The organism is Halorubrum sp. C191 (assembly GCF_002727095.1).
Taxonomy (GTDB): domain Archaea; phylum Halobacteriota; class Halobacteria; order Halobacteriales; family Haloferacaceae; genus Halorubrum; species Halorubrum ezzemoulense.
Genome location: NZ_NHNZ01000101.1, coordinates 64,174 through 79,444 on the forward strand (window position 1 = coordinate 64,174; position 15,271 = coordinate 79,444).

The window sequence follows — 15,271 nt, forward strand, 5'->3', positions numbered from 1 at the left end:
CGAGCGGTCGGGCGGGTCGCGCTCAGGCCGGGTCGCGCAGCGAGTCGAGCGCCTCGGGGTTCTCCATCGACGAGAGGTCGCCCGGGTCCTCGTCGTTGTACACCGACTCGATCGCGCGACGGATGATCTTCCCCGACTGCGTCTTCGGGAAGGCCTCGACGAACAGGAGTTCGCGCGGCCGGAACGGCTTGCCGTGTTCGTCGCCGACCAGCGCCCGGAGCTCCTCGCGGAGGTCGTCGCTCGGGTCGGCGCCCGGTTCGAGGACGACGTACGCGACGACCGCGGTCCCGGTGGTGTCGTCGGGGACGCCGACGGCCGCGGCCTGATTGACCGCGTCGTGGTCGATGAGGACGCCCTCGATCTCGGCCGGGCCGACCTTCCGCCCCGCGACGTTGAGCGCGTCGTCGGCGCGGCCGTGGAGGAACCAGAAGCCGTCCTCGTCCTTCTGCGCGAAGTCGCCGTGGTCCCACAGGTCGGGCCACGTCGACCAGTACTCGTTCAGGTAGCGCTCGTCGCCCGACCACAGCGACTTCGTCATCGACGGGCAGGAGTCGCGCGCGACGAGATAGCCGCGCTCGCCCGACTCCCGCACCGACTCGCCCGACTCGTCGACGATGTCGATGTCCATCCCGAGTCCCGGCCCGCCGAGGGTACAGGGCTTGAGGGGTTGGTTCGGCATCGGCATCAGGAAGCAGCCGCAGATCTCCGTCCCGCCGGAGATGTTGATTACCGGGCAGTCGCCCCCGCCGACCGCGTCGTGGAACCAACGCCACGACTCTGGGTCCCACGGTTCGCCGGTAGAGCCGAGGATACGGAGCGAGGAGAGGTCGTGCTCGTCGACCCACTCGTCCCCGTGCTTTCGGAGCGCGCGGATCGCGGTCGGCGAGATGCCGAACTGCGTGATCCCGTGCCGGTCGATCAGTTCCCAGAAGCGGTCGGGCTCCGGGTGGTCGGGCGCGCCCTCGTACATCACCACCGTGCCGCCGAACGCGTGGTTGCCGATCAGCGTCCACGGCCCCATCATCCAGCCGATGTCGGAGACCCAGAAGAACCGGTCAGCGGGCTTCTGGTCGAAGCCGAAGTGGATCTCCTTCGCGCACTGCGTGAGGACGCCGGCGTGGGTGTGGACGATCCCCTTCGGCTCGCCCGTCGTCCCCGAGGAGTACAGCAGCATGGACTCCTGGTCGCTCGGGAGCCGCTTCGTCTCGAACGACGACGGCTGCGAGCCGACCGCCTCGTCCCAAGTTCGGTCGCGCTCGTCGTTCCACGGGACCGGGTCGACGTCGCTCCCGCTGTCAGCGGAGTCGGCCGCGGGCGTCGCCCCCAGCCGGTCGTACACGACCACGTCCTCGACGTGACCCGCGTCGGCGACGGCCTCGTCGGCGGTCCCCTTCAGCCGGACGCCGTCGCCCCGGCGGTAGAACCCGTCGCCGGTGAACAGGACAGACGGCTCCGCGTCGTCGATCCGCGTCGCGGTCGCCTCGCGGCCAAACCCGGAGAAGATCGGCACGGCGATCGCACCGACCTTCAGGCAGCCGTAGAGGATCGAGACGACCTCGGGCACCATCGGCATATACAGCCCGACGGTGTCGCCGGTCTCGATCCCCGCCTCGGTCAGGTAGTTCGCGACGCGGTCGCTCTGCCGGCGGAGCTCGTGGAACGTGATCTCCCGGACGTCTCCGGGCTCGCCCTCCCAGATCAGCGCGACGCGGTTGCGGTTCGGCGAGTCGACGGCAGCGTGGCGGTCGACGACGTTGTGCGCGACGTTGACCTCGCCGCCGAGGTACCAGTCCGAGAACTGCGGCCCGTCGGCGTCGTCCCGGACCGCGTCGTAGTCGGTGAAGAACTCGATGTCGAGATAGTCGACGATCTCGTCCCAGAACCAGTCGACGCCCGACGCGGGCTCGCCCGGGACCTCCGAGGTGGTGCGCTCGATGAGCTCCTCGTAGTCGTCGATCCCGTACTCGCGCATGAACGCGGCGACGTTCGTCGACTCGGCGAACGCCTCGCTCGGTTCGTGTACGACCTCGTCTATCCCCTCGTACTCGTCCATCTCGCTCGGTGATTTTCGCGGCGACAGTAAGTAACTTTCCTGAAGGACTCGCCGGAGGTGTGCGTACTCGCCCGCGACCTCGACGGTCCCGCCACGTCCACCGGTGCGTCGCCGTCGTCGCGGACCGGCAGGTCGAGGCGGCTCGGCTCGGCACTGTTCCGTCCGAGGCAGCCGGCAGTCGCGCCGGCGAGGTCGCTGCGTCGTTCCGTGGGCATCGCTCGTCGCAACGGAAGTTCAAGCCCGCACAGAGGACCGGTAGCGCCTGGAAAGCGAACGGACGCCGCCGAGCGCGGTGCCTACTCGTCGTCCGTCTCCGCCTCGTCGTCGCCGTCCGCGGCGGCGTGGATCGACTCGGGGACGATGTCGACGGAGGCGACCTCGTCGTCGGGGTCGAGGTTCATCACGATGACGCCCTTCGTGTTGCGACTCACCGTCGATACCTCCTCGACGCGGGTCCGCATGATCTGACCGTCGGCGCTCATGGCGATCAGGTGGTCGCCGTGGGTCACCGCCTCGATGGCGACGACCTCGCCGTTCCGGTCGCCGGTCTTGATGTCGACGAGCCCCTTCCCGTTCCGCGACTGCGGGCGGTACTCGTCGAGGTCGGAGCGCTTCCCGTAGCCGTTCTCGGTGACGGTGAGCACCCAGTTGTGGTACTCGTCGTCGATGGCGGCGACGCCCGCGACGGCGTCGCCCTCGCGGAGGTCGATGCCGATCACGCCGCGGGCCGTCCGACCCATGGCGCGCGCCTCGGACTCCTCGAACCGGATCGCCATCCCGTCCCGGCTGCCGATGACGATGTCCGTGTCGCCGTCGGTCACCTCGACGTCGACGAGTTCGTCGCCGTCCTCCAGCCGGATCGCCCGGATCCCGGTCGAGCGGATGTTCCCGAACTCGTCGACCGCGGTCCGCTTGATGTAGCCGCCGCGGGTGACCATCGTGAGGTACTCGTCGTCGTCCAAGTCCTCGGTGTTGACGACCGACTCGATCTCCTCGCCGTCGTCGAGGTCGAGGAGGTTGACCGCGGACTTCCCGCGCGCCGTGCGGGACATCTCCGGGATCTCGTAGGTCTTCAGCTCGTAGATCTGACCGTGGTTCGTGAACACGAGGAGGTAGTCGTGGGAGTTGGCCGCGAACACCGAGGAGACGCGGTCGCCCTCTTTGAGCCCCGTGCCGATGATCCCCTTGCCGCCGCGGTTCTGCGCGCGGAACGTGTCGAGCGACATCCGCTTGATGTAGTCGTCCTCGCTCATCACGACGACGCACTCCTCCTCCGGGATGAGGTCCTCGTGGGTCACGTCGCCCGCGTCCTCGATGAAGCTCGTCCGGCGCTCGTCGTCGTACTCGGCTTTGATCTCCTGAAGCTCGTCGACGATCACCTGATCGAGCTCGGCGGGGTCGGCGAGGATCGTCTCCAGCCGCTCGATACGCGCCTTCACCTCCTCGTACTCCGACTCGATCTCCGCCGTCTCCATCGACGTGAGCGAGCCAAGCTGCATCCGGACGATGTGGGCCGCCTGCGCCTCGGTGAAGTCGAACGCCGACTCCAGCGCGGCCTTCGCGGCGTCGCGGTCGTCGGAGTCCTGGATCGTCTCGACGACGCTGTCGACGTTGTCGAGGGCCTTCAGCCGCCCTTCGAGGATGTGTGCGCGGTCCTCGCGCTCGGCGAGCTCGTGTTCGGAGCGCCGGCGCACCACCTCGCGGCGGTGGTCGACGTAGTGTTCGAGCGTCTGCTTGAGGTCCAGCACCTGCGGCGAGCCGTCGACCAGAGCGAGGTTGATGACGCCGAACGTGCGTTCGAGGTGGCTCTCCAGCAGCTGGTTCTTGACGACTTCCGCCATCGCGTCGCGCTTGAGCTCGACGACGATCCGGATCCCGTCGCGGTCCGACTCGTCGCGCAGGTCGCGGATCCCTTCGATCGCGCCCTCGTTGACGTCCTCGGCGATGCGCTCGACGAGCCGCGACTTGTTCTGCTGGAAGGGGAGCTCGCTGATGACGATCCGTCCCTCCTCCTCGTGGACCTCGAACTCCGCGCGGACGCGGATCCGTCCGCGCCCCGTCTTGTACGCCTTGTGGACCGCGTTCCGCCCGACGATGTTCGCGCCGGTCGGGAAGTCCGGCCCCTTGACGTGTTCCATCAGATCCTCGACGGTCGCGTCGGGGGTCTCTATCAGCTCGACGGTGGCGTCGATCACCTCGCCGAGGTTGTGGGGCGGGATGTTCGTCGACATCCCGACGGCGATACCCGACGAGCCGTTGACGAGCAGGTTCGGGAACGCCGCGGGCAGCACCTCCGGCTCCTCGAGGCGGTCGTCGTAGTTCGCCTGGAAGTCGACGGTGTCGCGCTCGATGTCCGCCATGAGCTCCTCGGCGATGGGGGCCATCCGGGCCTCCGTGTACCGCATCGCGGCCGGCGGGTCGCCGTCGACGGAGCCGAAGTTCCCCTGCCCGTCGACCAAGGGGTAGCGCATCGAGAAGTCCTGCGCCATCCGGGCGAGGGTGTCGTAGATGGCGCTGTCGCCGTGCGGGTGGTAATCGCCCATCGTCTCGCCGACGACGGAGGAAGACTTGCGGTGCGCGGAGTTGCTCGTTACGCCCGCCTCGTTCATCGCGAAGAGGATCCGGCGGTGGACGGGTTTGAGCCCGTCGCGCACGTCGGGGAGCGCGCGACCCGCGATGACGGACATCGCGTAGTCGATGTACGACTGCTCCATCTCGTCTTCGATGCGGGCGTTCGTCACCTGCGCTGCGCGGACGTCGCCGGGGTCGGCGTCGGGAGTCTCCGAGCTCATATGTCCACCCACTCCGCTTCGGTCGCGTGCTCCTTGATGAACTGCTTGCGCGGCTCGACCGCGTCACCCATCAGCACGTTGAACATGCGGTCCGCGGCGGCCGCGTCGTCGATGGTGATGCGCTTGAGCCGGCGGTTCGTCGGGTCCATCGTGGTGTCCCACAGCTGGTCGGGGTTCATCTCGCCGAGCCCCTTGAACCGCTGGACCTGCGTGGGGTTGCCGTCGCACTCCTCCTCGATGATGCGGTCGCGCTCCGCCTCGGTCATGGCGTCGTACGTCTCGCCGCGGTACCGGACGCGGTACAGCGGGGGCTGGGCCGCGTACACGTAGCCGGCCTCCAGAAGTGGCTTCATGTGCCGATAGAGGAGCGTGAGGAGCAGCGTCCGGATGTGGGCGCCGTCGACGTCGGCGTCCGTCATCAGGATGATCTTGTTGTACCGGACGTCGTCGAGGTCGAACTCCTCGCCGATGCCCGCGCCGATCGCGGTGATCAGCGCGCGGATCTCGTCGTTCTCTAGGATGCGGTCGAGGCGGTGTTTCTCGACGTTGAGGATTTTCCCCTTCAGCGGGAGGATCGCCTGGTTCTCGCGGTTCCGGCCCTGCTTGGCCGAGCCGCCCGCGGAGTCGCCCTCGACGACGAACAGCTCCGCCTCGGTCGGGTCGCGGGTCTGGCAGTCCGCCAGCTTACCGGGGAGCGCGGTCGACTCCAGCGCCGACTTGCGGCGGGTGAGCTCCTCGGCCTTCTTCGCGGCCTTCCGGGCGCGCGCTGCCTCCGCGGCCTTGTGGACGACCTTCTCGGCGGTGTCGGGGTTCTCCTCGAAGAAGGTACCGAGCTTCTCGTGGGTCGCGGACTCGACGACGCCGCGGACCTCGCTGTTGCCGAGTTTCGTCTTCGTCTGCCCCTCGAACTGCGGGTCCGGGTGTTTCACCGAGACGACCGCCGTGAGCCCCTCGCGGACGTCTTCGCCCTTGAGGTTGGCGTCGAGGTCGTTGACGAGTCCCTGTTCGTTGGCGTAGTCGTTGACGGTCCGCGTGAGGGCGGTCTTGAAGCCGGTGAGGTGGGTGCCGCCCTCGCGGGTGTTGATGTTGTTGGCGAACGCGTGGACGGAGCCCTGGAGCTCCTCGGTCGCCTGCATCGCGACCTCGACGTGGACGCCGTCGGTCTCGCCCTCGAAGTAGATGACCTCCTCGTGGATCGGCGAGCGCGTCTCGTTGAGGTACTCGACGAACTCGCGGATGCCACCGTCGTAGCGGAACGTCTCCTCGCTGTCGTCGCGGTCGTCGGCCAGGCGGATCTCGACACCGGAGTTGAGGAAGGCGAGCTCGCGGAGTCGGTTCGCGAGCGTGGAGGTCTGGAACTCCGTCGTCTCGAATATCTCCTCGTCGGGCCAGAACCGGATCTCGGTCCCGGTCGACTCGCCGGCGTTCATGTCGCGGACGCGCTCGAAGCCGTCCTCGTCGGGTTCGCCGCGCGCGAACCGGTGGCGGAAGACGCCGCCGTCACGTTTGACCTCGACCTCGAGCCGCTCGGAGAGGGCGTTGACGACGCTGACGCCGACGCCGTGGAGCCCGCCGGAGACCTGGTACGACTTGGAGTCGAACTTCCCGCCGGCGTGGAGGACCGTCAGGATGACCTCGAGCGCGGGGCGGTCGTACTCCTCATGAGTGTCGACGGGGATGCCGCGCCCGTCGTCGCTGACGGAGACGGAGCCGTCGTCGTGGATCCGTACCTCGATCTCCTCGCAGTAGCCCGCGAGGGCCTCGTCGATGGAGTTGTCGACGACCTCGTAGACGAGATGGTGGAGCCCCCGACCGTCCGTGGACCCGATGTACATCGCCGGTCGCTTACGGACGGCCTGCAGGCCTTCGAGGACCTGAATTTGGCCGGCTCCGTATTCGCTCTGCTCTGACATAGGAACTTACACTCGCTAGTCGCTGTCGGGTTATAAACCCGGCGCACGCGCGCGTGTGAGCCCCCGACGGCGACGTGTGCCTAGCTCTCCCACAGCTACAAACCGCGCCCTCGCGTACCCGTCGCCGATGCTACCGATCGCGGACTCCTTCGACCACGTTCACCGCGGCTGCGAGATCCGGTACGGGCGGGGACGAGTCGCCGACCTCGGCGCCTGGCTCGGCGATCGCGGCCTCGACGGCGCGCTCGTCGTCTGCGGCTCGAACACCGGCGCGAACAACGCCCTGATGGATCCGGTCCGAGACGGCCTCGGCGACCGACTCGTCGGCGTCTTCGACGGGACAACGCCAGACAAGCGGGTCGAGACCGCCTACGACCTCCTCGACGCGCGGGCCGAGGCGGACGCGGACGTCCTCGTCGCGGTCGGCGGCGGCGCCAGCCTCGACGTCGCGAGACAGGCGACGCTGCTCGCGGCCGACGGCCGGGATCTCGACGCCCTCCGCGGCGACGCGGAGGCCGGCGCAGACGCGCTCGGCGACCTGGCGCCTGAGAGCGGCCCCGCCCTCCCGGCTGTCGTCGTGCCGACGACATTCGCGGGCGCGGACGTCTCGACAGGCGGCTCGCTGGAGGTCCTCTCGGCCGACGAGTCGCCGACCGGACAGCCGGTGACCGTCAGCGGGAGCGGCGCGTGGCCGATCGTCGACGTGGCCGACCCGGCGCTGTTCGAGACGACGCCGGCCTCGGTGCTGGCCGGGTCGGCGATGAACGGGTTCGACAAGGGGATCGAGACGCCGTACGCCCGCGACGCCTCCCCGGTGAGCGACGCGGCCGCGGTCCACGGACTCCGCCTCCTCTCGGACGCGCTCCCCCGCGTGGCCGGCGACCGACCGGGCGGCGAGGACGCGATGGACCGCGCGGTCGTGGGGTCGCTGCTCGTCCAGCTCGACTCCAAGATCAGCGTGATCCACGCGTTCGGCCACGGGTTCGCGCGGCGATACGAGGTTCAGCAGGGCGCGATCCACGCCGTCGTCGCGCCGCACGCGCTGGCGTACCTCTTCGACGAGGTCGACGCGAGCCGGCGGGCGCTGGCCGCCGGGCTCGGGATCCGGACCGGCGGCCGCGACGACGCAGCGATCGCCGAGGATGTCGTCGCGGCCGTCGCCGAGGTCCGGAACGCGCTCGATGTCCCGAGCCGCCTCCGGGATCTCCCCGAGACCGACGAGGACGACCTCCCGGCGATCGCCGAGTTCGTCGCCGAGGACCCGCTGATGGAGCGCGCGCCGGCCGACCTCGACGCGACTCCCGAGGAGATCCTCGGCGTGTTGCGGGCGGCGTGGTAAGGCCGGGGAGACGGCCTATCCGTCGGACGACTCGGCCCCGTACGTCTCAAGCGAGGTCAACCGCCCGGCCTCGGTCTCGAACACGTCGACGAACGCGAACAGCACGTCGCCGTCAGCGTCACGGAGGCGGCCGCGGACCGCGACGCCGGGACCCGACGGATAGACGCGGTCGACCGCGTGGGTCGTGTCGGTGTTCGGCCGCCCGTCTCGCATGAACGCGACGAACCGGTCGCGTCCCTCGAACGTCCTGTCGCCGCGCCGCTGGACGAATTCGGGGTCGAGCAGCGACGCGAGCCGCTCGTACTCGCCGGCGTCGATCGCGTCGTAGTAGGCCCGGGCGAGCGCGGCGGGGTCGGCGCTTTCGCCCGCCGGATCTCCGCTATCCGCGTCGGCGTTCGCTCTGCTGTCCGCGTCGGCGTTCGCTCCGCTGTCGGGGGCGTTCGCTCCGCGCTCTGCGTCGTCCGCCTCACGCCGCGAGGGCATCGAACTCCTCGGCTGAGGTCCGGGTTCCCTTCGAGATGATCACGTCGCCGCCCCGCAGCGTGGTGTCGATGTCGTGGCCGACCAGCCACCCCTCGTCCGGGCGGCGGATCGCGAGGACGCTCGTCGAGATGTCGGTCGCGGGCACGCCGTCGGCGACGGCGGTCCCGTCGAGTTCGCTCCCCTCGACGACGACGGTCCGGGTGATTATCTCGTCGGACTCCTGGACCGCCATCTCCACGACCGGGTGGACGTCGAGGTCGCGGAGGACTCCCTCGGTGATCGCCAGCGCGGCGTCGGATATCTCCTCGGTCGCGACGCCGAGGTGGATGAGTCCCCGCAGCGACACCGGGTCGTCGGCCTCGGCCGCGGCGCGGAGCGTCCACGCCTCGAACCGCGACTGGAGCGCGTCCACCTCGATCTCGAGGTTGCTCACCTCCTCGGCCAGCTCCTCGTTGTCGAAGAGGACCGACCCGTACGCGAGGTCGACGGCGAGCTCGGAGAGGTTCTTCATCAACACGATCGAGTCGACCGCGCGCTCCAAGTCGTCGATCGCCGGCTCGGGCGCGGGCTCGGGCTCGAACGGGTCGCCGCTCAGCTCGGGGTACACGTCCTCGACGCCCGCTTCGGGCCCCCGAAGCAGAGTCACGTCGCCGGGCGCTAACCGGGTGGTCGGTCCGGGGTTGAGGATCCAGTCCTCGTCGCGCCGGACCGCGATGACGCGGACGCCGGTCTCCGATTCGAGGTCGATATCGTCCAGCGTCCGGCCGGCGTACGCGGACTCGCCCCGCACGGTCCCGCGGACGAGCGTCTCCACGCCCGCGGAGAGCGCGCCCCGCATCGCCTCGGGGAGCCCGATCTCCTCGGTGACGATCTTGGCGATGTCGCCCGCGGCGTCGGCGACCTTGTCGGCGGCCGCGATGACGCCGAGCACGGGCGCGAGCGTCTCCGCCTCGTTCGGGTTCCGCGCGGCGAGCATCAGGCTCATCCGGGCGCGCATCTGGAGCACGTCCATCCGGTGTTCCAGCTCGACGACCTCGTGCGCGACCGTCGGGCTCGCGTGGAGAACCGCCGAATAAGACAGATCGATCAACAGCTCCGCGGTGTCCTTCATCTCGACGAGCAGGTCCTTGACGCTCGTCGGCTCGTAGCGGACCGTGCGCTCGTCGAATCGTCCCATATGACTCCCTCTCCGGCACCGAGTAAAAGGCTTGTTGCGGGAATTCGAACGGTCGGAGCGGAGGAGACGACCGCCGCGTCAGAGCGCGTCGCCGGCGACGTAGCCCGGCGCATCCTCTGGCGATTCCGTGCCGTCGCCGACGGGCGCGGCGAGGTCGACGAGCGCGAGCCATCCCAGCAGCCGGGCCGCGCGGCCCCGCCACGTCGCCTCCCAGTCGGGATCGCGGGCCCTGTCGTGCCGCGGAACTCGGTCGCGGGTCGCGGCGAAGAGGTCGGGGGCGGTCAGCGGGTCGTCGGTCGAGGCCTCCCGCAGCGCCGCGAGCGCCTCGGGGCCGAACAGGACCTCCTCTCGGAGCCCCTCGCGGACGCGCTCCGGCGTCGGCTCGGCGTCGGCGCGGACGAACCCCCGAGAGGTGTCCTCGGCGAGGTTGAGCGCGCGCAGGAACGCGAGCCAGTCGTTCGCGGTCTGACGGTCGGGGAGGTCGCGTCGCCGCCGGAGGCGGGCGCAGCAGTCGTCGGCGGTACCCGGGACGAGCGGGACCGCGCGCTGGTACTCGCGGAGGGCGTCGAGGTCGGCCGGGGGTTCGGGGACGGGTTTGAGTCGCATCAGTCGGGGACGCTCGCGGCGTCAGCGGTAGCCGAACGACTCGGCGAGCAGCTCCTCGTCGGTCTCACCGACGGTGTAGACGGGGCCGTCGACGACGTCGACGGTGACCCGCGCCGGGGCGAACACGCTCTCGGGAACGTCGTAGAAGTCCCAGTCGGCGTCCTCGAACACCTCAACGAAGGGGGTGCCGTACTCCTCGCCCGCGGTCGAGACGATCTCGCCGAAGCGGTCGTCGTCGCGCGCGACCTGGAGGTGGACCTCGCCGCCGTACGCCAAGGCGTCGTTGGTCCGGCCCATCGCCTCGGTCTCGTCGCGGGTCGGGGGCGCGAGCGGCGCGGAGCCGGAGGCGTGGAGCACGTCCGTGGGCTCGTAGCCGACCTCCAACAGGCGGAAGACGGCGAGTTCAGCGGCGCGGGCCGCGGTGGTGACGGAGCCCGCAGTCGAGCCGGTGGCGAACGTCGGGAGGAACACGCCGTCGGTGTCGACCTCAGCCAGCTCGGCGACCTGTTCGGCGACCTCCTCGTCGGGGAGCGCCGTCGACTCGACCGCCAGCGTGGCGAACTCGGAGGAGTCGTAGTAGCCGACGCGCTCGAACTCGGTCTCGCGGCCGACGAGCGCGCGGGCGGGGCCGGAACCCAGCCCCTCGAAGCCGCCCTCGGTCGTCAGCTCCCAGCCGGCCTTCTGCGAGCAGAGCAGCGCGACCGCGGGGTGGTCCGTCGACAGCTCGACGTACTGGCGCGGCGCGCCGGCGAGCCGGCCCATTCGCGTCTGGAGGTTCGCGAGCCCGGCGGTCTGGATCTCCGCGAGCAGGAGTCCCGCCTCGACGCCGCCGGCCGCGTCGACGCCGAAGTCGACGACGGTGGCGCCGTTGTCCAGCTCGTAGCCGACGACATCCAGCTCGCCGGCGAAGTCGAGCGCCTCGTCGACCAGCTCGATCGCAGTCCGATTGATGCTTTCCATAAACGAGCGTACTCGCTCCCCGTTTAAGGGGTTTGGCTGTTCGGCTCGGGGCGTCGCAAGAGATCCGGTGGACGTTACTTATAAACAACCGAGGCGGTGGCGCGTGCCTCCGAACGCCCGCAGGGCGTGAGGAGCACGCGCGAGGGAGTCGCTCGCCCGCGGCGAGCGACGCGGCTGGGGAGGTGTGAGGCTGCGGTGCTGCGCGTTCCCGCGAGCGAAGCGAGCGGGAGCACGGAAGTCGCAGCCCGCGCAGCAAAGCGAGCAGGAACGTCTTCCGGTGGGGCTTTGCCGGTGTCCGTCGCCGGTCCACCAGCGACTATTTAGAATTGAGCGAGCGCGATTTCGGGAGCGTTCGACCGAAATGCTTCGTGAGCCGGATATAAGCGAGCGTTCCGAGTCGTCACCAGAAGCCGTCGGAGTCGCTCGGGCCGCCGGCCTCGCCGGGGCCGCTCGGACCGCGGGGCCCGCTCGGTCTCGGATCGGGGTTGATCTCGACGGGGGCAGACTCAGCCCGCGGGTCGATCTCGCGCCCCTCGTCGTAGCGGACGAACGAGAGGTAGAACGCCTCGCCGCAGCCGACGCCCTCGGCGTCCGGCTCGCGGTACGGCTCGTCGCCGCCGACGTCGGTGCCGCGCACGCCGTCGTGCGGGTCCCACTCGACGCCGTCGCTCTCGCCGCAGACGAACCGGACGCCGTCGGCGTCGGCGGTGTCGCCGTCTTCGGTCGCCTCGTCGGCGTCGAACGGCTCGGTCGGCGCGACGTACGTCCACCCCTCCAGCGGGTACGGCGTCACCGACTTGTCCGCGAGGTACCCCTCGCGTTCGAGCGCGACGAGCGTCCCGCAGTGGGGACAGTAGTACGTGACCGGGTAGCTCATACGTCTCGTAGGGGACCCGTTTATAAACAGCCGTCGCCGCCGCGTCAGCTATTTGATCGCTCGGGCCGACGATTCGACATCTCATCCGATACCACTCCTGACAGCTCGGACGCATCGGACGACTCGTCCGGCCCCGTTACCCGCCGCCGGCTCCTCTACGGCGTCGCGGGCGGCGTCGGTCTCCTCGGGGGCGGCGGACTGTACGTCGCCAACGCGCTCGACGGCGACTTCGGCGGGTACGAGGCGCCCGAGTCACAGCCGATGGTCTCCACCCGACGGCGGCTCGACGCCGACGAGCCGACGACGCGCTCGGGGTCGTGGGAGTTCGGCGGCAGCGACGCGGTGGTCCTGTACGTCCACGGCCTCGGCGCGGACGCAGAGTCGGCCCGCGATCAGGCGTACGCGGCGCGATTGGGGCTGGCGGCGGCGTCGGACTCGGCGGGCGGCGACGACGCGGCGGCGAGCGTCCCGCCCGTGATCGGCTACTCGTGGTCGTCGAACGACGACTGGGGACCGGCGAAGCGCACCGCCGACGCCAACGCCGCCCCGCTCGCCGACTGGCTGACGGCGTGGGCGGACGAGGACGGCCGTCCGGTCCACCTGTTCGCGCACTCGCTCGGCGCTCGCGTGACCGGAGCGGCGCTGCGCGAACTCGCGGACAGGGGGCGGACGGACGCCCTCGCGTCGGTGTCGCTGTTCGGCGGGGCGATCCCGCACGACAGCGTCGGGACCGACGGGGCGTACGGGGCGGCAATTGGGGCGCTCGACGCGCCCCTCTACAACTTCCACAGCCGGAACGACCGCGTCCTCGGGTGGGTGTACCGCGCCTCCGACCGGACCCGGGCGGTCGGCCACGGCGGGCTGTCCGGCGCCGCGACCGCGCCGGACGGCTACGCCGACATCGACGTCAGCGATCTGGTGGCGGACCACTACTCGTACCTCGAACCGGACGCGGGCTGTCTGTCGCGCGCGATCGGCCGGATCGGGTTCGAGTAGTGCGACGGCGCACTCCGGGGCGCCTCGCCGCCGACTCGCCCCCGGAACCCCTTTTACCGGCGCGGTCGACCCTTCGGGCATGATCGACGAGACCGTCGCCGAGATCCGGGCGATGCGGACCCACAGCACGTCCGCGGTGGCCGTGAAGGCGACGCGGTCGCTCGCGGACCTGTTAGACCGGGAGTACGTGACCGTCGACGAGTTCGAGCGCGACCTCGAACACAACGCGGGCGTGCTGCGCCGGTCGAACCCCTCCCACGCCGCGCTCCACAACGCGATGCGCGAGGTCGAGCGATCCATCGTCGGCGAGGCGACGAGCGTCGAGGGCGCGAAGCAGCTGTTGGAGGACGTGATCGCCCGCGTCGTCGACGACATCGAGACGGCGAAGGGCGAGGCGGCCGCCAACGCGGCCGAGCACATCGAGGACGGCGACACGCTGCTCGTCCACGACTACTCCACGACGGTGCTGGAGGCGATCGAGAACGCCGCGCGCGACGGGGCGCACCTGACCGTCTACGTCACCGAGGCGCGCCCGCGGACGCTCGGCCGCAAGACCGCGCGGATTCTCGCCGGGGTGTCCCGCGTCGACGTCCGCATGGTCGTCGACAGCGCGATGGGGTACGCGCTCCGCGACTGCGACCGCGTCCTGCTCGGTATCACCTGTATTACCGGGGGAACCTACTACAACCGGATCGGCACGTTCCCCCTCGTCGTCACGGCGCGCGAGCTCGGCGTCCCAGTCACCGCGGTCGGCTCGGGCGCGAAGACGATCGAGGAGTTCCGGTTCGAGAACGAGTTCCGCGACGCCGTCGAGGTGATGCGCGAACCCGTCGAGGACGTCGAGATCGAGAACCCGAGCTACGACGCCACCCCGATCGGGATGATCGACACCGTGATCACCGACGACGGCGTCCGGGACTGAGGGCCCGACGAGGCGAGAAGACGAGCGCTGCCGGCGAACCCCGTCGAGCGGACAAAAGCGCTTTGTGTGTGTACCGTGTTAACAGGCGTAATGAGCGTTCGTACGGGTTCGACGACGGTGTTTCAGATCCCCGATCAGGGGGTGACGGCGGCGGGGTGTTCGAGCGGCTGGTGCGACCTGTGGGCGGTCGCGACCGATCCGGGCGTGCTGACGGCGGTCGCGATCGTCGGTCTCGCCGCGCTGGTCGCGTTCGCGTACGTCCGGGACGCCGAGGCGGCCTGTCACCGCGAGCGACGCCGCGTCCTCGACGAGCGGGACGCGTTCGAGTCGTTCGCCGACCGCGTGGCCGACATCGACACCATCTCGGCCGCGACGGACTCGACGCCGTCCGGCGTGCCGGCCGGCTCGCTCCGCGGAATGGGCGCTCCCGGCGACGGGGCGCGCGGCCCCGGCGGCGGATCGCCCGGGAGCAGCGTCAGCCTCAGACGGGTGATGGCCGCGTACGACGACACCGTGCTGTCGCTCCCCCACTACCGGGCCGAGTACGACGAGACGCCCGCGGAGAGCCTGGCGGCCGAACTCGGTCCGGACGCCGTGACCGCGCTGGCGTCGGACGGGGGGCTCTCGGGCGCCGCGCAGTCGGCGCTCGTCGACCGGAGCCGCCGCGCCGTCGACGCACGCGAACGCCTCGCCGACGCGATCGACGAAGAGATCGACGCGATCGGCGACAGGGAGTCAGCGCTGTCGGCGATCGACCGCCGTCGCCGCCGGCTGCTCGGTCACTTAGACGGGGTCCGACCCGGCTGCGAGGCCGAGGCCGCCGTCGACGTCTGGAGCCGGCTGACGGAACTCGAAGGGGAGTGCGACGACCTCGCCGCCGACCGACAGCGCTCGTTAGACGATCCCCCGTTGACGCCGCGCACGCCGCTCGACGCCGACCGCGAACGGCCGTTTTACGCCTACCTCTACGGCCCGACCGACGGGCCGCGGTACCCGGTGTTGGCCCAGATCGCGGAGGTCGCAGACCGGATCCGCGCCGATAAGGACCGCGTCGGGGGACGAATCGCCCGCGGCCGCTGACTCTCCCGGGCGCCCCGGACCGGCGGAAACTCCAAACTACCGGATTGTTTATGAAGGTAGGGCGGGTCTGGGG

At 70.3% G+C, this 15,271-nt stretch carries 12 protein-coding genes; 4 read left to right on the forward strand and 8 right to left on the reverse strand.

The window, feature by feature from the left end:
* Positions 1-22: 22 nt before the first annotated feature.
* From Z052_RS09950 to gyrB, 3 genes are all read right to left on the reverse strand, one after another.
* Complete coding sequence (locus tag Z052_RS09950; RefSeq protein WP_049929473.1) at positions 23-2,053, reverse strand: AMP-binding protein; 2,031 nt, start codon at positions 2,051-2,053, stop codon at positions 23-25.
* A gap of 296 nt (positions 2,054-2,349) precedes the next feature.
* Positions 2,350-4,845, reverse strand: a complete 2,496-nt coding sequence (gyrA, locus tag Z052_RS09960; RefSeq protein WP_089307612.1) for a DNA gyrase subunit A — start codon at positions 4,843-4,845, stop codon at positions 2,350-2,352.
* Positions 4,842-6,758 (reverse strand): DNA topoisomerase (ATP-hydrolyzing) subunit B, encoded by a 1,917-nt coding sequence (gene gyrB, locus Z052_RS09965; protein ID WP_094519389.1) that lies wholly within the window; start codon positions 6,756-6,758, stop codon positions 4,842-4,844. The genes gyrA and gyrB overlap by 4 nt, the downstream gene beginning before the upstream one ends.
* 127 nt (positions 6,759-6,885) lie before the next feature.
* Here gyrB and Z052_RS09970 point away from each other — a divergent pair, with 127 nt between their 5' ends.
* Positions 6,886-8,097, forward strand: coding sequence for an iron-containing alcohol dehydrogenase family protein (locus tag Z052_RS09970; RefSeq protein WP_094519388.1), 1,212 nt, complete (start codon positions 6,886-6,888; stop codon positions 8,095-8,097).
* A gap of 15 nt (positions 8,098-8,112) precedes the next feature.
* Here the strand turns inward: Z052_RS09970 and Z052_RS21230 are convergent, their stop codons facing one another.
* The 5 genes from Z052_RS21230 to Z052_RS09995 all read right to left on the reverse strand — a co-directional run bounded on the left by Z052_RS21230 (position 8,113) and on the right by Z052_RS09995 (position 12,200).
* The gene (locus Z052_RS21230; RefSeq protein WP_049929469.1) at positions 8,113-8,580 is read right to left on the reverse strand and encodes a nuclear transport factor 2 family protein; all 468 of its coding nucleotides are present in this window, start codon (positions 8,578-8,580) and stop codon (positions 8,113-8,115) included.
* Positions 8,564-9,757: a potassium channel family protein gene (locus tag Z052_RS09980; RefSeq protein ID WP_049929468.1), complete on the reverse strand. Its 1,194-nt coding sequence runs from the start codon at positions 9,755-9,757 to the stop codon at positions 8,564-8,566. Before Z052_RS09980 ends, Z052_RS21230 begins: the two co-directional genes overlap by 17 nt.
* A gap of 78 nt (positions 9,758-9,835) precedes the next feature.
* Positions 9,836-10,363 (reverse strand): hypothetical protein, encoded by a 528-nt coding sequence (locus Z052_RS09985; RefSeq protein WP_094519387.1) that lies wholly within the window; start codon positions 10,361-10,363, stop codon positions 9,836-9,838.
* Between the two features lie 21 nt (positions 10,364-10,384).
* The gene (gene mch / locus Z052_RS09990) at positions 10,385-11,323 is read right to left on the reverse strand and encodes a methenyltetrahydromethanopterin cyclohydrolase (RefSeq protein ID WP_049929466.1); all 939 of its coding nucleotides are present in this window, start codon (positions 11,321-11,323) and stop codon (positions 10,385-10,387) included.
* Positions 11,324-11,723: 400 nt separating this feature from the next.
* On the reverse strand, positions 11,724-12,200 hold the full coding sequence (locus Z052_RS09995) for a hypothetical protein (protein WP_049929465.1): 477 nt from the start codon (positions 12,198-12,200) through the stop codon (positions 11,724-11,726).
* A 261-nt stretch (positions 12,201-12,461) separates the two neighbouring features.
* Here Z052_RS09995 and Z052_RS10000 point away from each other — a divergent pair, with 261 nt between their 5' ends.
* The 3 genes from Z052_RS10000 (at position 12,462) to Z052_RS10010 (ending at position 15,198) form a co-directional block, all read left to right on the forward strand.
* Positions 12,462-13,196 (forward strand): DUF726 domain-containing protein, encoded by a 735-nt coding sequence (locus tag Z052_RS10000; RefSeq protein ID WP_094519386.1) that lies wholly within the window; start codon positions 12,462-12,464, stop codon positions 13,194-13,196.
* 79 nt (positions 13,197-13,275) lie between these two features.
* A complete protein-coding gene (locus tag Z052_RS10005) occupies positions 13,276-14,118 on the forward strand; it encodes a translation initiation factor eIF-2B (protein ID WP_049929463.1) in 843 nt (280 codons plus the stop codon).
* A 90-nt stretch (positions 14,119-14,208) separates the two neighbouring features.
* Positions 14,209-15,198, forward strand: coding sequence for a hypothetical protein (locus Z052_RS10010; RefSeq protein WP_089307607.1), 990 nt, complete (start codon positions 14,209-14,211; stop codon positions 15,196-15,198).
* The last annotated feature ends 73 nt before the right edge of the window (positions 15,199-15,271 follow it).